This window comes from Hydrotalea sp. AMD (assembly GCF_004100315.1).
In the GTDB taxonomy this organism is placed as follows: Bacteria; Bacteroidota; Bacteroidia; order Chitinophagales; family Chitinophagaceae; genus Hydrotalea; species Hydrotalea flava.
This window is the reverse complement of sequence record NZ_SCKY01000001.1, coordinates 16,484-41,353: the sequence shown is the minus strand read 5'-3', so window position 1 is coordinate 41,353 and position 24,870 is coordinate 16,484. Positions and strand designations below refer to the sequence as shown.

Below are 24,870 nucleotides of genomic sequence, written 5' to 3'. Positions count from 1 at the left end.
GCCATGAAAAAAGAATTTGAAGAAAATATAGAACAGAACCTTACCGGAGATGAAGATAAAATGAAAGATGACGAGAGCATTAAACGAAGTTGGTTTAAAAGAAGGAAAAAAGGAATTTTAACCTCTACAGCAGACAAAAAAGAAACCCCGGAAGGTTTATGGAGCAAATGCCCCAATTGTAACTATATATCTACCACAAAAGATTTAGAAGAAGAATTATACGTTTGTCCCAAATGTAACTATCATCACAGAATAGGAAGTGATGAATATTATGATATTTTATTTGATGAACAACAATTCGAGCCACTTTTCGACAATATTATCAGTAAAGATTTTTTAAACTTTACCGATTTAAAAAATTATCAACAACGTTTAGACGAAATCAGGTCAAAAACCAATTTAAAAGATTCGATGCGTGTGGCTGTGGGTGCAGTGAAGGGTAAAAAAATTGTAATAGCCTGTATGGATTTTGAGTTTATTGGCGGTTCATTAGGTAGTGTAATGGGCGAAAAATTCAGCAGAGCAGTTGATTATTGTATTGCACACCAATTACCTTACATGGTTATTTCAAAGAGTGGTGGTGCACGTATGATGGAAAGCGCATTCAGCCTGATGCAGTTAGCCAAAACAAGCGGCAAACTTTCGCAGCTTAGCAATGCCAAACTACCTTATATTTCATTGTTAACCGATCCCACATTTGGGGGTATTTCTGCCAGTTTTGGAATGCTGGGCGATTTAAACATTGCTGAACCGGGTGCTTTAATTGGTTTTGCCGGCCCAAGGGTCATAAAAGAAACCATAAAAAAAGACTTACCTGAAGGCTTTCAAAGAAGTGAATTCTTATTGGAACATGGTTTCCTCGATTTTATTATTGACCGGAAAAACCTGAAAGACAGAATTGCTGAATTAATTACACTGTTTAACAACTAACATCCATTATTTTACTGAATAGCATACCTGCTTTTACTGAACAAGCTTGCAAAAAGAAAGATAGATTATGGCGAAAGAAATGACCAACAGGCAGGCCTATTTTAACTACTATATTGAAGACAAACTAGTAGCAGGTATTGTTTTACTGGGTACTGAAGTAAAAAGCATTAGAGAAGGAAAAGTTAGTTTTAATGATGCCTTTTGTGTTTTTGATCATGGTGAATTATGGCTTAGGGGTATTTATATTGCAGAATACAGATTGGGAACCCATAATAATCATTTGGCGGTACATGACAGAAAATTGCTATTGAAAAAAAGAGAATTGAAAAAATGGGAAATGAAGTTAAAAGACAAAGGTTATACCATCATTCCACTCCGCATATTTTTGAATGAAAAAAATCTGGTTAAAGTAGAAATTGGTTTGGCAAAAGGAAAAAAATTACACGATAAAAGAGACAGCATTAAACAAAAAGATGCAGAAAGAGAATTGAAAAGGTACCTGAAATAATTTCCTCAACTATATTTTCGCTGGGGTTTATCATCCGGCTCTTTTAATTGTTCCAATCTGCTTTCTTCCGTAGGATTATTGGTTAAAAGAACTGCAATACCCCATAAAACAACCGCAATAATGATAGAACCTGCTATTTCATCCCACTGCAGCCAATATCCCCACCATGCATAAATGGCAGCCCGTTGTGGCATGGTAGTATCATAAATCACCGCAACTTTTTCTCCCTCCCGTAAATTGCGCAAAAAATACGCTGCATTTACATGATAATTTGATTTCCCGAGATCAAAACTTGCAAAGAGGGTTTGCCGGTGCGTAATACTATCTGTTTGCATATGAATGGTTCCAACCGTCATTTCACCATCAAAATAATCGGGCTGTCGGGTAAACAGCATATACAGCACCAATATAACTACATACAAAATAATGACAAGCTTATACAATAATTACTATTTAAATCTTCAAAAAAATAAATTCCAAAATTGTAGTGAAAATAGAAAAGCCATTCCTTTTTTTATAGAAACCTCTAAATCATCATTACAAAATTTCTTATTCCTGCCCCACAAGCAATACCCTGAAGCTGCCCGGCAGCATTGCTGGTCTTTTTCCGGGTACAGATTTATGATCAATTGCTGCGGCAGGCAGAAAAATATGATGTGTTTTTTCGCTTACTGCAATGGTTCTGGCCGTTTTCATGGTTGGAATGGTATTCAACACCGCATAGGTATCTGCCGACACAATAGAAAGCATTCCATCTTGTCCGTTTGAAGCATATACCTGCCTCCAGGTTTTATCGAATGCAACCCCATCACAGCCGGCACCAATGGGTACCATTTTTTTTACAATGCCATTTCTGGCATCTACAACTGCCATCATTTTATTACCGCATCCGGCAAATAAAGTATGTGTGGCTGCATCATACACCAATCCCGTAGGTTCTTCTGCCGGGGCAATACTCCAATGATGCATTACTTGATTTGTAGCACCATCAATCAACACAATTTCACTTTTATCTTCAATATTTACATATAAATTTCCTTTTTCATCAGAAACTGCAGTTTCAGGTTTACCGCCAACAGGAATGGTAGCAATTACTGTATTGGTAAAAGGATCTATTACAGAAATATCTTTACTTCTTCCATTACAAGTATAAATTTTTTTGGTAATTTCATTATAAAAAATGGCATCAGGATTTTTACCGGTTGCAATAGAATCTTCTACTTTCAGTGTATTTAAATTAAACACATACACATTATTCAAACGTCCATTGCTGGTATAGCCCTTATTCAATGCATTTACAAAAGCAACACCATGTACCCCAATTGTGTTTGGAATAATCCCAATGGAATCACCCGATACTGCATTTAACACATTGACTTGTATACCGTGTGAAACAAATAAACGTTGGGTTGCATCATGAATGGCTATATAATCCCACCCGCCTGTACTTTTAATGGAATATGCTTTCAGTACCTTTAAATGTGTATGTTGTGCCATACCTAAGTTGAAAAAAAATAAGATGGCAATAACAATACCTCCTAATTTTACAGAAAATTTATTTTTGCGGTGATTTAAAACAATTGGGAAATTCATATCTTGTAATTTGTTGTAAAAATCAGATTTTACAATTGATTTATCTAATCCATTTTAAAAAAGCAGAAATAAATTTTCATAAATACAGACTTATTGAAAATTTTAAAATTTATTTTATTTTCGTGTCAATATGAAGAAAATTGAATTGGAGATTGTTGCTTTATCTCACAGCATTACACAAACACATTCGTATGCAGTTGTTTTAGGTGAAGTGAATGGTTTGCGAAGACTGCCCATTGTAATTGGCGGTTTTGAAGCACAGGCCATTGCTGTTGCATTAGAGCATATGAAACCCAGCCGTCCGTTAACACATGATCTCATGAAAAACTTCATGAATGCATTTAACATTGAATTACAGGAAGTGATTATTAATGATTTACAGGAAGGAATTTTTTACTCCAATCTGGTATGTTTTACTGAACACGATACCATTGAAATTGATAGCAGAACCAGCGATGCACTGGCTTTAGCCGTTCGGTTTGGCTGCCCCATTTATACTTATGAACACATTTTACAAAATGCAGGTATTTTAATGGATGATACCGCATCAGAACCGAAAAAAATGGAGGCAGTTGGTGTGGAAGACAACAGCAATGTTTCTGAAAATGATTTATCTAAAATGGGGCTTGAGGAATTGCACCAATTATTAAAGGAAGTGTTAGACCACGAAGATTATATAAAAGCCATAGCCATTCGTGATGAAATAAACAGGAGAAAATAAATCAACATGCAATTGCGCTTTCAAAAAAACTAAATCAATGGTTGTTTTTCCAAATTGTAAAATCAATTTAGGTTTATACATTACAAAAAAAAGGGAAGACGGCTTTCATGATATAGCTACCATTTTTTATCCTATTCAATGGAAGGATGCTTTAGAAATCATTCCAAACAATGCAGCTTCGGATAATTCTATACATTTCACAACGTCTGGTTTACCAATACCGGGCAATCAGGAAAATAATTTATGCATCAAGGCTTATGAATTATTAAAGAACGATTTCCCAAAAATCCCTCCCATTCACTTACATTTACACAAAGCCATACCTATGGGTGCAGGTTTGGGCGGCGGTAGTTCAGATGCAGCAGCGGTTTTATGCCTGCTGAATGAATATTTTGAATTGAATATTACCCAACATCAGTTAAGTAAATATGCTTTACAATTAGGTAGTGATTGTCCTTTTTTTATTTTCAATCAACCCGCCCTGGCTACCGAAAGAGGTGAAACCTTGCAACCCATTCACCTTCATTTAGAGGCTTACAGCATTGTTTTGTTGCACCCGTCTATTCATATCAGCACAGCCTGGGCATTTCAGCAAATAAAGCCACAACTGCCCGAAACAGATTTGTTGTATGCCATTGACCAACCGATTGAAGCATGGCCAAACCAACTTTTTAATCAATTTGAAGCGCCGGTTTTTAAAGCCTATCCGCAATTAGAGCAATTAAAAATGGAATTGTATGCTAATGGCGCATTATATGCAGCCATGAGCGGCAGTGGCAGTACCATTTATGGCATATTTAAAAAAGGAACCATTCCAAAGCTAAACATACCGAAAAACACTTTGGTTAAAATTGCATAAATATTTTTTTCAAAGCAATTTTGCCACTGAAAATAAATTTTCCGGTTTAAATTCATGCTTCAATCTAAAAAAAATATTACAAAAAAATCCGGAGCCATTTCACAGCATCAATATCAATTGTACATGAAGAAAATACTTTTAGCCATTTATTCTGTTTATGCGCTCATTGTATTTATTATATTAATGTTCTTTGCATTTCCCTTTGTAGCCATTGCTTCTTTTTTTGGTAAAGAAGGAGGTGATGGGGTGTATACAATTGCCAAATTGTGGGGCATTATTTGGTACGTATTGATTGGCATACATCATAAAAATTATTATGAATTAACCTCTACACAAAAAAGGCAATATATTTTTGTGGCCAACCACTCCTCGTACATGGACATCCCTGCTTTGGTGCGGTGTATGCAACAACCCTATAGGGTATTGGGCAAATATGAAATGGTTAAAATTCCCGTTTTTGGTTTTATTTATAAATGTGCCGTGATTTTGGTTGACAGAAGCAGTGCAGAAAAAAGAGCCAAAAGTTTTCAGGAATTGAAACATGCATTAACACAGGGCCTTTCTATTTTTATTTTTCCGGAAGGAACCTTTAATGAAACAGGAAAACCGCTGAAAGAATTTTATGATGGCGCATTTAGGATAGCCATTGAAACCCAAACACCCATTCAACCTATTATTTTTTTAGATACTATTAAACGATTGCCTCCTGAACATTTATTGCAACTAACACCCGGTAAAAGTCGCGCTATTTTTCTGGAACCCATTGAAGTAAGCAACTATACCACAACAAATGATATTAATATATTAAAAAAAATAGTGTATCAAAAAATGGAGGCTGCAATTGTGCAATACAGAACACATCCGCCAATGTTCTAACCATGAAATCGCATAAATGAATTAACTTTATTGTTTCCAGATGAGATATTTTTTATGAAACGCTAAAAGTAACAGCGAGGAAAAGCCATGAGTGAATTTGATCCATCAAATAATATTCCGTTCTCTTCTATCCCATTGGTTTATTGTGATGTAATTATTCCAATAAACCTACCCAACACATATACCTGGGAGGTTCCGGAACACATTCAAAATACCATACAAATTGGCATTCGTGTAGAGGTTTCATTGCGGAATAAAAAATATGCAGGCATTGTAAAAAGAATTCATCACAAAAAGCCGGAATTATTTCAACCCAAACCCATTATTAATATTTTAGATGAAAACCCCATACTTTATCCCATACAACTGCAATTCTGGGAATGGATGGCACAATATTATTTGTGCAGCGAAGGCGAAGTAATGCAGGCTGCTTTACCTGCACATTTAAAATTAAGCGGAGAAAGTATTGTTATATGGAATGAAGGTTTTGAAATGGATAGTACACAGCTAACAGACGATGAATTTTTGGTTGCAGAAGCATTGGAAATTAGAAAAGAATTGCGTTTGCAGGAAATACAACAAATTTTATCCTCCAATCATGTTTATCCGGTCATCAAAAAATTGATCGATAAAAAAGTATGCTTTATTTGGGAAACACTGCAGGAAAAGTACCGTCATAAAACTGAAACTTACATTACACTTCAACCACAGTACCAGGCTGAAGCAGACCTGGAAAAATTATTGAATGAATGGAATAAAGCACCCAAACAATTGGAATTGCTGCTGGCTTATATACATTTATCCGAAACCGAAGGGGAAGTTACACAAAGCAATTTACTCAAAAAATCAGGTGCAACTGCTGCACAGTTAAAGGCTTTGATTGAGAAAGGAATTGTTCAGGCACAAAAAAGGTCGGTAGACAGAATCAGGCAATTGCCCCAAAACATTTATATAGATTTTACATTATCTATAGCACAGCAACAAGCACTCAATTCCATTCAAAAAAACTGGGAAGAAAAACAGGTTTGTTTGCTGCATGGGGTAACCTCCAGTGGCAAAACTCAAATCTATATTCAATTAATAAAAGAAGCTATTGATGCGGGCAGGCAAATATTATATTTATTACCCGAAATTGCCTTAACAGCACAAATCATCAGAAGATTGCAAAAAAATCTGGGCGGATATATTGCGGTATATCACTCAAAATTTAATGCGAATGAAAGAGTTGAAATATGGAATAAAGTAAAAAATGGTGAAATTGCTGTAGTATTAGGTGCACGATCGGCTTTAATGCTGCCCTTTAAAAATTTGGGATTAATTATTGTTGATGAAGAACAGGATTCCAGTTTTAAACAACAGGATCCTGCACCACGATATCAGGCAAGAGATGCTGCTATATTCTTTGCATCGTTATGTAAAGCAAAAGTATTGTTGGGAAGTGCAACTCCATCTATTGAAACCTATTATAATTGTAAACAGGGTAAATATGGTTTAGTAGAATTATTGGAAAGATTTGGTGATGTAGCCTTACCAAAAATTCAAATAGTAGACATCAAAAAAGCAATGGCAGAACAAAAAGGAAAAGTAGCATTCAGTGCAGCATTAGTAAACCAATTGCAACAAACACTCATTGAAAAAAAACAAGCTATTATTTTTCAAAACCGGAGAGGCTATTCTCCTTATTTAATGTGCCAAACCTGCGGCTGGATTCCGCAATGTAAACACTGTGCCGTTACCCTTACCTACCATAAAGCTAAAAACACGTTAGTATGTCATTATTGCGGAAGCAATTACCCGGTAATGCAAACCTGTGTTGTATGCGGCAGCCATGCATTTACACAGAAAAATTTTGGAACAGAAAAAATAGAAGAATTACTGGCAGAAGCTTTGCCTACCGCTAAAATAGCCAGGATGGATTTGGATTCAGTAAAAGGAAAAAATGATCATGACACACTGATTAAACAATTTGAACAACACAAAATTGACATTTTAGTGGGTACGCAAATGGTAGTAAAAGGTTTAGATTTTGAAAATGTGCAATTAGTTGGAATTATTGACGCAGATAGTATTTTAAACTTTACTGACTTTCGGGTAAATGAACGTGCCTTTCAATTAATGGAACAGGTAAGCGGTCGTTCAGGCAGAAAAGATGGTAACGGCATTGTATTGGTGCAGGTAAGCAATACACATCATCCTGTATTGGCTTTTGTGCAGCAACACCAGTATGAAGCTTTATATCAATTCGAGATTGAGAGCAGGAAAGTCTATCACTATCCACCCTATTCAAGATTAATTAAACTAATATTCAAACATAAAGACAATCCGATAGCGAAACAGGCATCTTTTGCAATGCTACAATTATTAGACCCTACTTTTCATCCTTACATCAATGGGCCTGCAGTACCTGTAATAGAACGCATCCGAAATCAATATATTTGGGAAATACTATTAAAGCTACCCAAAAACCAAACCATCATTTCACAATGTAAACAAGCTATTATGCAGTATTCAGGAACCATTCAGGCACAAAAACAATTTAGAAGTGTACAAATAATTGTGGATGTAGATCCATACTAAATGCGCATTTATTTAAAACTTAATACACCAATAATGCCATACACAGAGCATTAAAAATTTATTAAACTCACCTGTTTATAAATAGGATTGGTAGTGTAGAAAATGCTAAATACTTTTACAACTTTTTAAAGCCATACTAAAACCCTCTCAAAATGATTAAAGCCGTATTTATAGATATTGATGGAACATTATTAAAAAGCGACCATACCGTTAGCGAAGTCACCATTCAAACCATTAAACAGTTGCAGGAAAAAAATGTGTTGGTGGTATTGGTTTCTGCAAGGCCACTGCATGGTATTTTACCCATTAGTAAAATTGTTGGATTAGAAACTGCACCCACCATTAGTTTAAACGGTTCTTACATAGCACAAAACAATAAAGTTATTTTTCAATCTTCCATATCCACATCGGTTACATTAGCATTGCATGATGCAGTACAACCCTACCATGTAACAACACTTTATTATCAGGAAAACAATTGGTTTGCAGAAAACAGTTCACAATATACCATAGCTGAACAAAAAATTACCGATGTTCCGGTAACCATTCAGCCGCTTTCGCATACAATTGAACAATGGAACCGCGAAAACACAGGACCTAATAAAATTATGATGATTGCTGATGCAACCACCATTCAAACCATTCAGGAAAAACTGAAACCATTATTTGCTGAAACCTTAAATATGTTTACCTCTAAACCCATTTATTTGGAAGCCATGCAAAAAGATGCTTCTAAAGCAAAAGCGATATTACAATTAATTCAGGAATATCATATTACAACTGATGAAATTATTGCAATTGGTGATAATTTTAATGACCTGGAAATGATTGAAATGGCCGGTACCGGCATTGCAATGGGTAATGCACCGGATGCAGTAAAAGCAGTAGCAAAATATGTTACTGACACCAACAACAATGATGGTGTGGCTAAAGCCATTCAACATTTTTTAAACCAATGGTTCTAACCATTAAAATACAAGTATAATCTATCAATTTTTTATGCAAATCAGTCGCAATATTTCACTACAACCCTATAACACATTTGGTATTGAAGCATTAGCTGAAAATTTTGCAGTAATTGAAACCATTGAAGATATTGCAACAATATCTAAACTAACAAAGCAATACCAACAATGGCATCTACTGGGTGGCGGCAGTAATATATTATTTACAGATAATTTAAGCGGACTTACCCTCTACAATCAGGTTAAAGGAATTTTCATTGTTCAGGAAGATGAAACCACAGTTTTGATAAAAGCATTTGCCGGTGAAAAATGGAATGATTTGGTTCAATTTTGTTTGCAACACAATTTTGCAGGGGTAGAAAATTTAAGTTTAATTCCCGGAAGTGTGGGAGCTGCTCCTATTCAAAATATTGGGGCTTATGGAGTTGAATTAAAAGATGTATTGGAGTATGTGGAAGCCTATCATTTAGATAAACACGAAACAGAAATCTTTTCAAATAAAGCATGCCGGTTTGGCTATAGAGACAGTATTTTTAAGCAACAATATAAAAACCGTTTATTAATTGTAGCCATTACACTTCGTTTAAATAAAATACCCAAATTGGTAATTGGGTACGGAAGTTTGCAACAGCAATTAGAAAAAATGGGCATTGTAAAACCCACTATTCAACAAGTAGCGGAAGCTGTGAATATAATTAGAACGAATAAATTACCAGACCCCGCTAAAATTGGGAATGCCGGCAGTTTTTTTAAAAACCCCACTATCTCAAAATTCAGGTTACATGTATTGAGTGAGCAATATGCTGATATTCCCGGTTTTGCTTTAGATGAAATGAATTTTAAAATTTCTGCTGCCTGGCTGATAGAACAAGCCGGATGGAAAGGAAAGCGGGAAGGAAATGTTGGGTGCAACCCATTACAACCATTGGTGATTGTAAACTATGGCGGTGCAACAGGAAAAGAAATTTACAATTTTTCAGAAGCCATTATTCAATCGGTAAAACAAAAATTCGGAATTGAATTAGAACGGGAAGTCAATATCTGGTAAGCATTTACCGAATAATCAATACCGAACCGGAACGCAGCGGTGTTCCGTTATTTAAGTTGATGATGTAATAGTAGGTGCCTATCGGTACCGGCTTGTCGTTATAGGTGCCATCCCAGGGTTTACCATAACCTATTGTATGAAAAATCATTTGCCCGTTTCTATCAAATACACTTACATCTGCTGTAGGATAAGTATATAGGTCTTTTATTTCCCAAAAATCATTAATGCCATCCCCATTGGGCGAGAATGCATTGGGCACACTTATTTTATTATACACCCTTATAAATGTTTTACTGACAGCTTCGCCACAACCCTGCTGCGATACTACATGAAGTGTATAAGTAGTATCTTTAATGGGATAAACCACCGGATCCAAAATATTCGTATTTGAAATATTATAATCCGGAGTCCAGAAATACTGAATGTCATCACCTGCAGCACTTCCATTCAATTGTACCTGATCTCCTTCAAAAATGGTAAAGCTTTTACCCGCTGCTGCCACCGGTAAATGTAAAATATTCACCATTACACTGTCGGTTCGGTTGCAATTACCATTGCTTACCGTTAAATAATACATGGTACTATCGGCAGGCGTTGCAGTGGGTTGTGGTATGGTATCAGAAGATAAATTAGCAGCAGGCACCCATTTGTATTTTTCTCCCCCACTTCCTCTTAACACAACACTACTGCCTGCACAAACCGTTTGCGAAGAACCTGCATTAGCTAACGGTATGGGGCTTACGCTTACAAAAACTGAATCGGTATTGGTACATCCCAAAGCAGTAGTAGTATTTACATAATAGTAACCTTCATTTTGATTGGTTAATGGAAAGATAGAGAAGGATGGTTGTGTTGTTTGAAAACCGGAAGGACCTGACCATCGAAATTGATTACCGGCGCTGCTGGCAGATACCTGTAACTTATCGCCCAAACAAGCAGCATTATTGGTTTGTATGGAAATGGAAGGCTTAGGTTCAACCCCAATGGCATAGGCATTAGAAGCCACTCTGCATGCCGGCAGTTGAATATTATTACCCTGTGCTACCACAACGCGGTATTGATAATTTCCTGCAGGTGTTGGCAAACGAACATAATTGTTGTTATTAGCTCCTGCAATATCCTGCCAGTTTCCATTTACATAAGTTTGCCATTGGTATTGGGTATTATTAAAGCCGGAAGAAACGGTACTATTCAGTAAAATATTTCGCTTGTCGGTATCACAAATATTGGTATTAGTAGTTTGGCCATTATTGGTAACAGTAATTAAGGGGCCACAAGGTCTAAAAGTAATATCATCCAAAGCCAAATCATTACCACAGCCACCAGGTGCATTATTACGCATACGAATCACCACATTACTGGTATTATTAGGCGTTGAAAAATAAAAACCATATTGCCGCCATAATGGTGTAATGGAAGTAGGAATATCGCCTGTTGAGTATTGTTGCAATACTGTGCCGGTTGTTGTTTCAATACTAAAGGTAACATTGGCTAAAATTGAATTGCCATTGCATGCAATACCTGTATTTAAATTCAATACCCACGATGCAAACTCATAGGTTGTGCTGCCGCATAAACCCTTTACGGTATCTACATAAAAATCGCCGGGATCATAAGATGCGTTGATGAGCATCATATAACCATTTACATCATTGGAAGTATGGTCTTCAGTTAAACGAAACCAGGTATTGCCAAAACAACCATTGGTAGCATTTGCAATGGTATAATAGCCGTCTTTCGGACAATCGTTCGGAACATAAATATAATTGGTAACACCAAAGGGCAAGGCAGTACCCGGATTATTGCCACTGCCAAAAGTGATGTTGATAACAGGATCACCCAAACTGCCCGAACACAATTGTGCATGTAACCCACCGGCAAGTAATGTAAAAAAAATAAAATATACAATCTGTTTGATGGGCACGAAAAATTTTATTTATATGCAAATTTGCATTATTAATTAAAATCATCCTCATTCAAATCGTCATCATCTCCAAAATTCATTGCATTTAAATTCATGATACTACCCATTAAATCTTTAAACTCAATTTTTCCATCCAGCATTTTCTTACTAATGAGCGAATAGCCTGCCAGCCCATGCAATACAAATTCCATCAATAGTGCATTTTCTTTTTCATTGGCATAATGAAAATATTTTTTTATCAAAGCATACAAACCATCCACTTTGTATAATTCTGCAATTTTTTCACTATCTTTCATATCTGTCAATAGATCTATATGGTTACCTGCATCAAACCAACGGATAATGGCTTTATAGGGATTTTCTTCTGTTTTTTCTTCCGTCGATTTTTTACCGGCGGGCTTTTTCTTTTTTAACATTTCCGGGTTAGGGAAGTATTGAATAAACTGGCTACGAATTGCTCTGTCAATTAAATTCAGTGCAACCTGATAAGGCCCTTCCTGTTCACCTTCATAAACCAATTCAATTTTACCTGTGATAGAAGGAATGGTTCCCATTAAATCACTAATCCATACTTGTGTATGTTTTTCATTAAAAATAATAGCACGTCTTTCAGCGCTGCTTATTGCATTTTCAAAAGCGGCAATGGTTAAACGGGCACTCACCCCACTTTTTTTATCTACATATTCATTGTTTCTTGCTTCAAATGCAATTTGTTCCAATAATCGTTTCATTAAATCGCTAACGCTAACTTTTTCAACCTGTTCGGGTAAAATTGCAGCCTCCTGTTCGGTAATGGCCAATGCGGTTTCAATATTTTTAGGATAATGGGTTAAAATCTGGCTTTGTATTCTGTCTTTTAACGGTGTAACAATGCTGCCGCGGTTAGTGTAATCCTCCGGATTTGCGGTAAAAACAAATAAAATATCCAGTGGCATTCTTAATTTAAAACCGCGTATTTGGATATCGCCTTCTTCTAATATATTGAACAAAGAAACCTGGATGCGTGCCTGTAAATCAGGAATTTCATTGATGACAAAAATACCCCTGTTACTTCTAGGAATGATACCATAATGAATCACTCTTTCATCCGCAAAATTCAATCGAAGATTGGCCGCTTTAATAGGGTCAATATCACCAATTAAATCTGCAACACTTACATCAGGAGTTGCTAATTTCTCACCATATCTTTCAGATCGATGTAACCAGACAATGGGCATATCATCTCCATATTCTGCTAACTGATCTTTGGCATATTTGCTGATGGGGTGCAGTGGATTATCATTAATTTCACTACCTGCAACTACTGGAATATATTCATCCAGCAATTGCACCATCTGCCGGGCAATTCTGGTTTTGGCCTGCCCTCTTAACCCTAAAAATAAGATATTGTGGCGCGATAATAACGCCCGTTCTGTATCTGGTATTACCGTATCTTCATAGCCATAAATACCGCTGAATGGATTTTCTTTGGAATGAATTTTAGCAATTAAGTTTTGCCGAACTTCTTCTTTTACTGATTTAGAAATGTAAGCTGATTTTTTAAGAGCACCAAGTGTTGTAATTTTTTTATAATCTGTCATCTGCTATTTTTTTCCTATTGTATGAAATCAATTAATATAATGTTTTGTTTTTCCCACTTTCAAAGTCTTTAAAAATAAAGGCACCCAGTTTATCTAATCCTGCAAAGAATGCCTTACCCTGATTCATTTCGGTAAACTCCTGCACAAATTTTTGCAAATAAGGGTCAGATGCAATCATAAAAGTGGTAATTGGAATTTTTAATTTTTTACACTGTGCAGCAAGATTAATGCAGCGATTTAAAATTTTTCGGTCTATCCCAAAACTATTTTTATAATATTTTTTCCCAACTTTTAAACAGGTGGGTTTTCCATCGGTAATCATGAAAATTTGTTTATTCGGATTCTTTCTTCTGCGCAATAAATCCATCGCAAGTTCCAATCCTGCAACGGTATTGGTGTGGTATGGGCCTACCTGCAAATAGGGCAAATCTTTTATTTCCACCGTCCACGCATCATTGCCAAATACAACAATATCTAAAGTATCTTTTGGGTATTTGGTAGTAATCAATTCGCTTAATGCCATGGCTACTTTTTTGGCCGGTGTTATTCTGTCTTCTCCATATAAAATCATGGAGTGAGAAATATCAATCATTAATACGGTAGAAGTTTGCGTTCTAAAATCGGTTTCTCTGATTTGCAAGTCATCTTCATACATTGAAAAACTTTCAATACCATGATTGATTTGTGCATTGCGAATACTTTGTGTAAAATCTATTTGCTCTAACATATCTCCAAACTGAAATGGGCGGGTTTGGGGATTAATCTCATCGCTCTGTCCGGGTTTGAAAGTAGTGTGGTTGCCCGACTTAGATTTTTTTAATTTTCCGAAAATTTCTTCCAGACTTTTTTTACGAATGGTTTGTTCACTTTTAGAAGTAATTTTAAAACTACCGGTAACTGCATTTTCTTCCAGATAACCATTTTGTTTCAAATCTTCAATAAAATCACCCATACCATATTCGGGGTTGGTAAGCTGATATTGTTTATCTAACTCATTCATCCATTGCAATGCTTCTGCAGCATCACCATTGGTATAGGTGAGTAACTGCATGAAAATATTGAGCAATTGTTCAAAAATTGATTGCTGATTTTCGGAAGGATTGAACCCGATAAAACGATGACCTTGCATGTGTTGTAAACTACTTAAAAAAACGTTACAAAAATATTAATACATGTAAATGATTCTCATCTAAAAGCCCCATCAGAATACTATCTATTATGAATTAACAATTTAAAAGTAATATAGTTAAAAAAAGACCGGCTTTTGGAGCGGTCTTTTCAATTTATTTAAAAGAATCAATCTATTTTTCGGGTACAGCTTGTTTTAACTTCCCGCTATCCATTCCGGGTAATTTTCCATTTTCCAGTACCGGTAATTTAGGATTGTACATTTCTTTTAACTGTTCTAATGCTTTCAAATAGCTTTCGGCTGTTTGTTTATCATCGGCCATATTTTCTGCATTATTTCCCGATAAACCGTTGTAGAACATAATTTGCTGTTCTAAATCTTTTTTAACGGAAGCACTCACTTTTGCGGCCAGGGTAGTATCGCCGGCACGGTAACAGGCATCTAAGAATTGTAATGAAATTCTATCATGGTAATTAGCTCTGCTTACCATACCATAAGGGAAGTTTTCCTGTAACATGCCCTTATCTGCTTTTTCCAATACTTCTCTGGCTTCCGCTTTACGGCCTTTATCGGCCAAATCGCTGGCTAATTCGGCATAAGCCTGACGGATGGTTAGTAAATGCCTTCTGTTTTCTTCATCAAAATAAACATTCTTTACATCAGCACCACCAAATGCAAATTTATGCAACAAGTTATTTTCCATGGTATCGGTATTGATGTATTGGTTCTCAACAGGAACCAGTCTATACGATAAGCCATCCTTTCTTAAATACTTTTGGAAACCCAAGTCGCTGAAGTAGCCGGTAAAGTAAATGGGGCGCTTCCATTTATTGGCTGCGATGATATTCAGCATGGCAATATCATTCTTCATTAAAGTGCCACGTGGTATTTCAAAACGAAGTTCTGAAACAACTGTATCTCCCGGGTTAACGGTACCGTTTTTATGCACCAATGCTGTATCAACCGGAATTGATACTTTGCGAACCGGGAAAGTATTGATAACATCTCCACCACCACGATCCACCATTTTATCGGGATCATTACTGCCCACATAATTCTTCATTAAATCGTACAAATCATAATAACGATCTTGCGGAATGTTGGGTTTGGGTTGGTATACAATATAATCACGCTTTCTGCCTTCAATTTGATCAGCAGTATATATTACATCAATGGGATTACTCTCATTAATTTTATAACGCAACTCATTAATATACCAGTCAATGCCCAGCAGACTATAGTTAATAACACGAATGTCTTTTCTGATTCCTTCCACCTCTTGTGCATACCAAAGCGGATAGGTATCATTATCACCAAAAGTGAATAAAATGGCATTGGGTGCACAACTTTCCAAATAATCTTTGGCCAAATCTCTGGCTAAAGTTTTTCTGCTCCTGTCATGATCATCCCATTCCTGTTGCGCCATTACGGTAGGTACGGCTAATAAACATAGTAAGGTAGCGAGAATAGCGGCAGTTGATTGTGGTAATTTTTTACTGAACCATTCAATCACCTTCATAACACCCAACCCAATCCATACAGCAAATGCATAAAAACTGCCCACATATGCATAATCTCGTTCACGAGGCTGATTACCTGCCTGATTCAGATAAATAATAATGGCAATACCGGTAAAGAAGAATAATAAAAAGTTGCTGATAGCATCATCCCCTCTTTTTTTGAAATGGTAGAATAACCCGATTAATCCTAAAATAAAGGGTAATGCAAAAAGTGTATTATGGCCTTTACTGTTTTTAATGCTATCGGGCAATAAACTTTGGTTACCATAAATCAGGTTATCAATAAAACTAATGCCCGTAATCCAGTTCCCATCTCTTACATTTCCAATAAATACGCCCTGTACATCATCTTGTTTGCCAATAAAATTCCAAGCAAAATAGCGGAAATACATCCAATAAAACTGGTATTGCACTAAAAAGCGGAAATTATCTAATTGATTTGGAGTTCTGTCATATTGTACTTGTCCGTTTTTATCCCTGTATTTCTGTATGCCTAAAAAACTGGCATAGTAATCGGCATGATATTGATCGTTACTGGCATCCCAAACACGGGGAAATACCATTTTATCATCGGGCATGTACACATAATGACCATCACGACCAATAGTCACGTATTTATCCTTCCCTTTTTGGTATTTCATAGCCCCTTCTTTATAATCAACAGGGCTGGCAGTAAATTTTTGTCCGTATAACAATGGAAAATCACCATACTGATCGCGACCCAGATAACCAACCAGACTTAAAGGATTGTCTACATTATACATATCAATGGCAGGATTGGCATTACTGCGAATCATAGTAGTTAAATAAGTACTGTAACCCAATAAAACAAATGTAAAGCACCACAAAGCCAATCGTAAATACGCCCAGTTTTTCTTTTGTGCAAAACGCAATCCCCACCAAATTAATCCGGCTAATGCAATAAAAAAGAAAGTAAATCCGCTAAAAAATGGCAAGCCTAAATTGTTCACGAAAATCCGGTCAAATACACCGGCATATTTAATAGAATATTGAATTACAAATATTTGTACCACACCTGTTAAAATACAGCCGATCAGGAAAAAGATATAAATGCCTGCATAATATTCTTTTTTCTCTTTGTAAATTTTTTCTACTAAATACAAAATACCAATGGCAGCCAGTGTACCTACAATCATTAAAGCTGCAACCGTATTATCGGCAGGTACATTATCACTTGCATCGGCAGATGCGCCAATTAAAGCAGCAATAAATGCTAAAAAGCCACCGGCAATAACCAATATTAAAAACCATTTGCGAATAGCTTTAAAATTAAACTGCTCTCTTCTGCGGAAATAATAAACCATTACCACTGCAGGAATATTGAGTAAACACAACAAGTGTACACCAATAGATAATCCAATTAAAAAGAAAATCAATACTAACCAGCGATCAGCACCAGGTTCATCGGCAACGTTATCCCATTTTAAAATAGCCCAGAAAACGATTGCACTAAAAAATGAACTCATCGCATATACTTCACCTTCCACGGCACTGTACCAGAAGGAATCGGTAAATGTATAGGCCAATGCCCCCACTACACCTGCACCCATAATACTCCATATTTGAGTGGTAGTCATTGTATCATTTACACCAACTTTGGCAATTCTTCTGGCAAAATGCGTAATGGTCCAAAATAAAAACAAAATAGTAAATCCACTGGCCAATGCACTCATTACATTCACTGCTTTAGCAGCTGTAAGTGGGTTGTTACCAAATAAAATAATGAAAAGGCGCCCCAACATCACAAATAAAGGAGCTCCGGGTGGATGCGGGATCTGTAACTTGAAGCTGCTACTTACAAATTCGCCACAATCCCAAAAGCTGCCATTCGCTTCAGTAGTTAGCACATAAACAGTACAGGCAATTAATGCAACTGCCCAGCCTACCAAATTATTGGTCTTTTTAAAATTCATGGGTTTCTATTTTTTTAGAGCGGAGCAAACATAGCTTTTTAATAGGAAAATTTAAAATGCTTTGTATAATACATGCTACTTTATTATGAAATTTAGGTTTAAATAGTTTGAATGGATGTTTTTATACTGAAAAAAATGCACTTACCACACAACTTTTAGTTTTGAACACAATGAGTTTTAACATATTATTTTTAACCTGAGAGATGGGAATAGCACGAAACATTACTATTTTATTACATTAAAACTAAACAAAAGAGTGGTAATGAAGAGTAATGATAACCCCGAAATGAAAACAATATCTGCAATATTTTCGTAGAACTGACTTCTTTCTGTTTTATTTCGGATAGAAATGAACGATAAAATACAACTGGCCATAAATAACACAATGGCAATGGTGGTAACTTCATCAATAAAAGTTTTATCTGAAATATTCATCACTTTTAAAGACGCCAGTAGAATAAAACAAATACCCAATAAATTAGAAGATGCATTGAGAATATGTGGTGATTTTTCACTGTTACTCACTCAAAACTGATTTATATCAAAGCAAATTAAGCTATTTTGAACTTTAATAAAAAGTTATTTATCGCCATTCTAACAATACAATGAGAGGCTGATTGCAGTATAAAACACCTGAAGAAAAATATTTCCGGCAGCTTATATTTGCGGCATGGAAAAGCAGCGCTCGGTAGCCTTACACACATTAGGCTGTAAATTAAATTTTTCTGAAACCTCTACCCTCTCCAGAAGGCTGGAGCAGGAAGGTTTCCAAAAAAAATCGTTTGATGACATAGCGGATGTTTATGTCATTAACACCTGTTCAGTTACTGATAATGCTGATAAAGAGTGTCGGCAAATTGTGAGAAGAATACAACGGAAGGCGCCGGATAGTTTTGTAGTGATTATTGGTTGTTATGCTCAATTAAAACCGAAAGAAATTGCTGACATACCCGGGGTAGATTTGGTGTTAGGCGCAGCAGAAAAATTCAATATTGTGCAACATATTGAACAACTTACAAAAAACACCGGATCTGCTACCATTTACAGTTGTGATATAGAAACTGTATCCGGATTTAATGCAGCATTCTCTATCAACGATCGCACCCGCACTTTTTTGAAAGTACAGGATGGATGTGATTATAACTGTTCATTTTGTACCATCCCTATGGCCAGAGGCATTAGCCGAAGCGATACCATTGCTTCCGTAATTAAAAATGCTGAAGCCATTGCCGCAAGTGGTATTAAGGAAATTGTGTTAACCGGTGTTAATTTGGGCGATTTTGGGAAAGGGCCGGATGGCAAAAAGAAACAGGAGAATTTTTTTCAGTTAATTCAGCAATTAGATCATATTGAAGGAATTGAAAGATTTAGAATTTCTTCTATTGAGCCCAATTTGCTATCTAACGAAATTATTCAGTTTGTTGCAGGCAGCAAAAAATTCATGCCGCATTTTCATATTCCATTACAAAGTGGAAGTGATAACGTTCTCGGATTGATGCGCCGCCGTTACAAAAGAGAAATATATCGTGAAAAAGTTCAGGAAATTAAAACCCTGATGCCGCATTGTGCCATTGGTGTAGATGTTATTGTGGGTTTTCCCGGCGAAACGAATGAAGCCTTTCATGAAACACACCAGTTTTTGCATGAATTAGACGTGAGTTACCTGCATGTATTTACCTATTCAGAAAGGCCCAATACTTTAGCCATAACAATGGATGGCATTGTTCCCATACACATTAGAAATGAAAGGAATAAAATTTTACGTAACTTATCCTTTAAAAAATTACAATACTTTATCGCCCAACAAAGTGGTGCCAAACGAAAAGTATTGTTTGAAGATGCTGAAAAGAATGGCATGATGGAGGGCTATACCGATAATTATATCCGCATACAAACACCTTACAGAAAAGAATGGGCCAATCAAATTGTTGATTGGGAAATATAAAAACCATAAGCTGATAGATACACTTGCATTCTGCGTATGGTTATTATTGAATAACAGGCAAATTATATCAGCTCAATTACCATGGCACTTGCCCCTCCACCACCATTGCATATACCCGCTGCTCCAATTTTACCCTGATGTTGCTTTAAAACGTTCAATAATGTAACAATAATTCTCGCACCACTGCAACCCAACGGATGCCCTAATGATACTGCACCACCATGTACATTTACTTTTGATGCATCTAATCCCATTTTTTGGATATTCACCAAACCTACTACTGAAAAAGCCTCATTAATTTCAACAAAATCAATATCCTTCATGGTTAAACCGGCTTTTGCAACAGCTTTAGGAACTGCCAGACTGGGTGTGGTTGTAAACCATTCCGGCGCCTGTTCTGCATCAGCATAAGAGCGAATGATGGCCAATGGTTTTATACCCAATGCATCTGCCTTTTCTTTACTCATTAACACCACTGCTGCAGCACCATCATTCATGGTAGATGCGTTGGCAGCCGTAACGGTACCCTCTTTTTGAAAGGCCGGTTTTAAAGAAGGTATTTTATCGAATTTAACGTTAAAAGGTTCTTCATCTTTATCAATAATAACAGGATTGCCATTGCGCTGCGGTATGCTTACCGGCACAATTTCATCAAAAAATTTACCTTCCTGTATGGCAGCCTGACTTCGATGATAGCTTTCCATAGCAAATGCATCCTGTTCACCTCTTGAAATATGGCATTCTTTGGCACATAGCTCAGCTGCATTACCCATGGCATAATTATGGTAAACATCCACCAGTCCGTCTTTGGCCAAACCATCTATTAAAGTACTATCACCATATTTGTTACCCCAACGCATATTGGGTACATAGAATGGAACGTTACTCATGCTTTCCATTCCGCCTGCCACTACCACATCAGCATCGCCCAATAAAATATCCTGAACACCTTGTGCAATAGCCTTCATACCACTGGCACAAACTTTATTTACAGTAGTACAAACCACTTTGGGTGGCAAACCTGCAAATATAGCAGCCTGCCTTGCCGGTGCCTGGCCAACATTGGCTTGTAATACATTCCCCATATAAACATGTTCCACCGTATCGGGGGCAATGCCTGTTTTTTCAACTGCAGCTTTAATAGCAATGGCACCTAATTGTGTGGCAGATAACGACTTTAAACTTCCACCAAAGCTACCTATCGGCGTTCTTATAGCCGATACAATGTATACTGTTCTTTTTTCCATGTTGCAATATTTGCACAAAGATACAATTAGCTAACAAGCGTTAGTAAATAAATCATAAAAATTTTGAACCTCACAGCAACACAATATTGAATTAATCATTAAATAATTCCGGTTGTTGCTGATCGGCAGGTGGTGCTACCTCCCAATGCATTTGAATGGCTTTTGCATAATCCATCAATTTTGCGCCAACTGATTTCCAGCCGGTTACTTCTACCATTTTAGAAATCTTAAATTTTGCTTTTCGCACTTGAGCCCCCTTTCCGGTTTCAACAGTTAAAATGGGCTCCTCTTCAGTTGTTACAGTTTCAATATAATTATCATCGCCCTCTTTGATAAATAAAAATTTGGTTTGAAGTGTTGATGTTTCAATCCTAAAGCGCTTTACCGTAAATTGGTTTTTTGTTGCATCTTTATAGATAGCGGTAATGATTTTGTTGGGATCAAACTTTTCAATCAAAATTATTTTCTCTGTATCAAATCTTTGGTTGAGCTCGGTATTGGTAATTTCATAATTACCATCTTTATAAATCACCAAAATATTTTCATCTTCAAAACTGCCTAAATACAATCCTTTTTCATCAGTATTTAACCGGCCAAATTGCTGATCAAACCAAAGTTTGCGCCCTTCTAAAGTGCTTTTTCCGGCTTCTTTAAATTTAACGGTACGTATGGGATATTTGGTTACAATATTTCCCTGACTGGATCTTCCTTTGATTTCAATTTCTGCAAAATAAAAATCTAATTCTTTGTTACGGGCACTGCAGTTGGGGCTTAATATAATTTTAACCACTTCTGCTTCACCATTGGGATTAGCAGAAAAATATAGCACCTTACTTTTATCGCTTCCTTTCGTTAAATCATATTCTTTATCTCGGGTAATGCCGGTAACATTAAAACGTTTGGCATAATTAACACCACTTTCACCATCAACATATATCATGTTGTAAGTAGTGCGTTCATCGTTTTTAGTAAATACGGCTGCATGTAAAATATCTTTACCTATAAAGTTTTTTTCACCTACCCGAATTACCTTCATGATCCCTCTTCGGGTAAACACAATAATATCGTCAAAATCTGAACAATCGAACAAATATTCATCTTTTTTAAGGGATGTTCCAATAAATCCTTCTGCACGATTCATGTACACTTTGGTATTAGCAATGGCTACCTGTTGTACTTTAATAACATCGAAGGGTTTTATTTCGGTTTTACGTTCTCTTCCCTTACCAAATTTTTTTAATAAATTTTCGAAATACTGAATGGTGTATTCGGTAAGATGTTCTAAATGATATTGTACCTGATTCATTTCTTCCTCAATGGCTTTAATTTGACGGATGAGTTCATCAATATCTAATTTGTAAATTCTTCTAACCGGCTTTTCGGTTAATTTAATCACATCTTCACGTGTTACGGCACGCTTTAATTGTTTTGAATAAGGCACAAAAGCTTTTTCAATAGCCAGTAATACATGTTCCCAGGTTGGATATTTTTTCTCTAATTCCTGATAAATTTTCTGTTCAAAAAATATTTTTTCAAGTGAAGTGTAATGCCATTTATCATTTAATTCACCCAGTTTAATTTGGAGTTCCTGTTGTAATAAATTTTTGGTATTGTCAACCGCTTTCTTTAATAATTCAGTTACAGAAATAAATGCGGGTTTTTGATCAACAATAACACAGGCATTTGGAGAAATACTCACTTCACAATCAGTAAATGCATACAAAGCATCAATGGTAATATCAGGCGAAATACCGGGAGCCAGATCAACCTGAATTTCAACATTTTTGCCGGTGAATTCTGTTAACTTTTTAATTTTTATTTTACCCTGATCATTGGCTTTGGTAATACTTTCGCAAAGTTGTGAAACTGAAACGCTATAAGGCACATCGCGAATGATGAGTGATTTTTTATCAAGCTCTTCAATTTTACAACGCACTCTAATTTTGCCACCGCGTTTGCCATCATTGTAATTGCTTACATCAATCATCCCACCCGTTTGAAAATCGGGATAGAGTTCAAATTTTTTTTCTTTGAGATATTTAATGGATGCCTCACAAATTTCGCAAAAGTTATGGGGTAAAATTTTGGTAGATAACCCTACCGCAATACCATCAGCACCCTGCGCCAATAATAATGGAAATTTCATAGGCAGGGTAACGGGCTCTAGTTTACGTCCATCATAACTTAATTGCCAATTGGTTGTTTTGGCATTGTATGCAATTTCAAGCGCTAATTTACTTAATCTGGCTTCTATATAACGGGGTGCCGCTGCTGCATCGCCGGTACGAATATCGCCCCAGTTACCCTGTGTTTCAATCAGCAAATCTTTTTGCCCCATATTTACCAATGCATCGCCAATAGAAGCATCCCCATGTGGATGGTACTGCATGGATTGCCCGATGATGTTGGCAACTTTATTAAAACGCCCGTCATCCATTTCTTTCATGGCATGTAAAATACGCCGCTGAACGGGTTTTAAGCCATCCTCCATTGCCGGTACTGCTCTTTCCAAAATAACATAAGAGGCATATTCTAAAAACCAGTTTTTGTATTGTCCTTGTATGCCATTATCGTTTTGATATACTGTGTTTTCTGTTTTTTCATTTGCCATAATCTTCCCTACAAGCTTTTAACAATTGATTATTTACTTAACGCTTTATTCATTTTTATTCAAAACCATTACAACGATTCACTTTCTGTATGCACTGTTTGCATCTGCATCACTTCAATATCTTTCCAGCACTTTTCCCAATTGCCTTTTGCAGCAAGTTTTTGTTCTTTCATCAGCTCTCGTAAACGCCATACAAAAAATGTATCGGCAATTTTTAATTTAGATTTTGAATAAAACTGTTGCAATAATTTCAGCAGTTTCTGCGGCTCAACACCAACAACCGACAAAATGTCCTTATCATAATAACTCACTTCTTTGCTCACAATTTTTTTACCACCTTCTAAAATTCGTACAAGACCATTTTCACTACCGGTTTTTTTCCATTCATCAGGGTCTACTTCAAATTCGCTGAGTGTAATGGGACGGGCTAATTTTTTTGCTTTTAAAAATTCTTTTGGCTGTATTTCATGTAAATAAGCAGGATAAAATATACCCCCTTTTTCGTTGATGAATGGCAGATTATTCATGTATAAAACAAACACTTGCCCCTGAAATGCACTTAATTGAGACATTAACCAATAATAGCCGCACACATCATGCGCGTTTTGGCCCATCCAAATCCAAATATGCAGTGTTTTATCTTCATTTAATTGATTACACAAATTGTATACCGTTAATTTATCATCAACAATATCTAATTGATGGGCATAAGGTGAATATTCCAGTACTTTCTTCCACCAGTCTCTCCGTAGCTGATAGCCATAGGTTTCATAAATATCTGTAACGGGGCCTACAGAAAAATCGTCTTTAATTTCAATTATATCGCCTTGCAAGGTTTCATCTAATTCCATTGCTTTTTTTAAAACCTCAACATCGGCAGTGTTAAAAACAACATGCATCATG

The 24,870-nt window shown here is 36.2% G+C and carries 19 protein-coding genes; 9 read left to right on the top strand and 10 right to left on the bottom strand.

The features are described from left to right. The first annotated feature begins 3 nt into the window (after window positions 1-3). A complete protein-coding gene (accD, locus tag EO766_RS00170) occupies window positions 4-930 on the top strand; it encodes an acetyl-CoA carboxylase, carboxyltransferase subunit beta (protein WP_081299098.1) in 927 nt (308 codons plus the stop codon). Between the two features lie 67 nt (window positions 931-997). Beyond that, complete coding sequence (smpB, locus tag EO766_RS00165) at window positions 998-1,438, top strand: SsrA-binding protein (RefSeq protein ID WP_074417891.1); 441 nt, start codon at window positions 998-1,000, stop codon at window positions 1,436-1,438. A gap of 5 nt (window positions 1,439-1,443) precedes the next feature. Here smpB and EO766_RS00160 read toward each other — a convergent pair whose 3' ends face one another. Together EO766_RS00160 and EO766_RS00155 are read right to left on the bottom strand one after the other, a co-directional pair. After that, on the bottom strand, window positions 1,444-1,881 hold the full coding sequence (locus EO766_RS00160) for a DUF3592 domain-containing protein (RefSeq protein ID WP_141676751.1): 438 nt from the start codon (window positions 1,879-1,881) through the stop codon (window positions 1,444-1,446). 106 nt (window positions 1,882-1,987) lie between these two features. After that, window positions 1,988-3,031 carry a YncE family protein gene (locus EO766_RS00155; protein ID WP_081299097.1) on the bottom strand — a complete coding sequence of 348 codons (1,044 nt, stop codon included), beginning with the start codon at window positions 3,029-3,031 and terminating at the stop codon, window positions 1,988-1,990. A 130-nt stretch (window positions 3,032-3,161) separates the two neighbouring features. Here EO766_RS00155 and EO766_RS00150 point away from each other — a divergent pair, with 130 nt between their 5' ends. The 6 genes from EO766_RS00150 to murB all read left to right on the top strand — a co-directional run bounded on the left by EO766_RS00150 (window position 3,162) and on the right by murB (window position 10,077). Further along, window positions 3,162-3,752, top strand: a complete 591-nt coding sequence (locus EO766_RS00150) for a bifunctional nuclease family protein (RefSeq protein WP_068241142.1) — start codon at window positions 3,162-3,164, stop codon at window positions 3,750-3,752. Window positions 3,753-3,789: 37 nt separating this feature from the next. Then, the gene (gene ispE / locus EO766_RS00145; protein ID WP_074417889.1) at window positions 3,790-4,611 is read left to right on the top strand and encodes a 4-(cytidine 5'-diphospho)-2-C-methyl-D-erythritol kinase; all 822 of its coding nucleotides are present in this window, start codon (window positions 3,790-3,792) and stop codon (window positions 4,609-4,611) included. 123 nt (window positions 4,612-4,734) lie between these two features. Then, window positions 4,735-5,487, top strand: coding sequence for a lysophospholipid acyltransferase family protein (locus EO766_RS00140; protein WP_074417906.1), 753 nt, complete (start codon window positions 4,735-4,737; stop codon window positions 5,485-5,487). Between the two features lie 87 nt (window positions 5,488-5,574). Beyond that, window positions 5,575-8,064 (top strand): replication restart helicase PriA, encoded by a 2,490-nt coding sequence (gene priA / locus EO766_RS00135; protein WP_074417888.1) that lies wholly within the window; start codon window positions 5,575-5,577, stop codon window positions 8,062-8,064. A 152-nt stretch (window positions 8,065-8,216) separates the two neighbouring features. Continuing rightward, window positions 8,217-9,029 carry a Cof-type HAD-IIB family hydrolase gene (locus tag EO766_RS00130; protein WP_074421051.1) on the top strand — a complete coding sequence of 271 codons (813 nt, stop codon included), beginning with the start codon at window positions 8,217-8,219 and terminating at the stop codon, window positions 9,027-9,029. Window positions 9,030-9,063: 34 nt separating this feature from the next. Beyond that, window positions 9,064-10,077 carry a UDP-N-acetylmuramate dehydrogenase gene (murB, locus tag EO766_RS00125; protein ID WP_074421052.1) on the top strand — a complete coding sequence of 338 codons (1,014 nt, stop codon included), beginning with the start codon at window positions 9,064-9,066 and terminating at the stop codon, window positions 10,075-10,077. A gap of 4 nt (window positions 10,078-10,081) precedes the next feature. Here murB and EO766_RS00120 read toward each other — a convergent pair whose 3' ends face one another. From EO766_RS00120 to EO766_RS00100, 5 genes are all read right to left on the bottom strand, one after another. Further along, on the bottom strand, window positions 10,082-12,001 hold the full coding sequence (locus EO766_RS00120; RefSeq protein ID WP_074421053.1) for a T9SS type B sorting domain-containing protein: 1,920 nt from the start codon (window positions 11,999-12,001) through the stop codon (window positions 10,082-10,084). Window positions 12,002-12,033: 32 nt separating this feature from the next. Continuing rightward, entirely contained in the window at window positions 12,034-13,581 is a 1,548-nt protein-coding gene (locus EO766_RS00115) for a sigma 54-interacting transcriptional regulator (protein WP_075051674.1), read from the bottom strand. A 31-nt stretch (window positions 13,582-13,612) separates the two neighbouring features. Continuing rightward, on the bottom strand, window positions 13,613-14,710 hold the full coding sequence (locus tag EO766_RS00110) for a vWA domain-containing protein (protein WP_074419655.1): 1,098 nt from the start codon (window positions 14,708-14,710) through the stop codon (window positions 13,613-13,615). Between the two features lie 172 nt (window positions 14,711-14,882). After that, complete coding sequence (locus EO766_RS00105) at window positions 14,883-18,164, bottom strand: glycosyltransferase family 117 protein (RefSeq protein WP_074420153.1); 3,282 nt, start codon at window positions 18,162-18,164, stop codon at window positions 14,883-14,885. Window positions 18,165-18,389: 225 nt separating this feature from the next. Then, entirely contained in the window at window positions 18,390-18,689 is a 300-nt protein-coding gene (locus EO766_RS00100; RefSeq protein ID WP_074419592.1) for a hypothetical protein, read from the bottom strand. A gap of 145 nt (window positions 18,690-18,834) precedes the next feature. Between EO766_RS00100 and mtaB the strand changes: the two genes are divergently transcribed. Beyond that, the gene (mtaB, locus tag EO766_RS00095; RefSeq protein WP_074419593.1) at window positions 18,835-20,109 is read left to right on the top strand and encodes a tRNA (N(6)-L-threonylcarbamoyladenosine(37)-C(2))-methylthiotransferase MtaB; all 1,275 of its coding nucleotides are present in this window, start codon (window positions 18,835-18,837) and stop codon (window positions 20,107-20,109) included. 62 nt (window positions 20,110-20,171) lie between these two features. Here the strand turns inward: mtaB and EO766_RS00090 are convergent, their stop codons facing one another. The 3 genes from EO766_RS00090 to EO766_RS00080 all read right to left on the bottom strand — a co-directional run bounded on the left by EO766_RS00090 (window position 20,172) and on the right by EO766_RS00080 (window position 24,869). Then, window positions 20,172-21,356 carry an acetyl-CoA C-acyltransferase gene (locus EO766_RS00090; protein WP_074419594.1) on the bottom strand — a complete coding sequence of 395 codons (1,185 nt, stop codon included), beginning with the start codon at window positions 21,354-21,356 and terminating at the stop codon, window positions 20,172-20,174. A 91-nt stretch (window positions 21,357-21,447) separates the two neighbouring features. After that, entirely contained in the window at window positions 21,448-23,967 is a 2,520-nt protein-coding gene (locus EO766_RS00085; protein ID WP_074420151.1) for a DNA gyrase/topoisomerase IV subunit A, read from the bottom strand. Window positions 23,968-24,035: 68 nt separating this feature from the next. Then, window positions 24,036-24,869, bottom strand: a complete 834-nt coding sequence (locus EO766_RS00080) for a DUF1835 domain-containing protein (protein ID WP_074420150.1) — start codon at window positions 24,867-24,869, stop codon at window positions 24,036-24,038. Between the last annotated feature and the right edge of the window lies 1 nt (window position 24,870).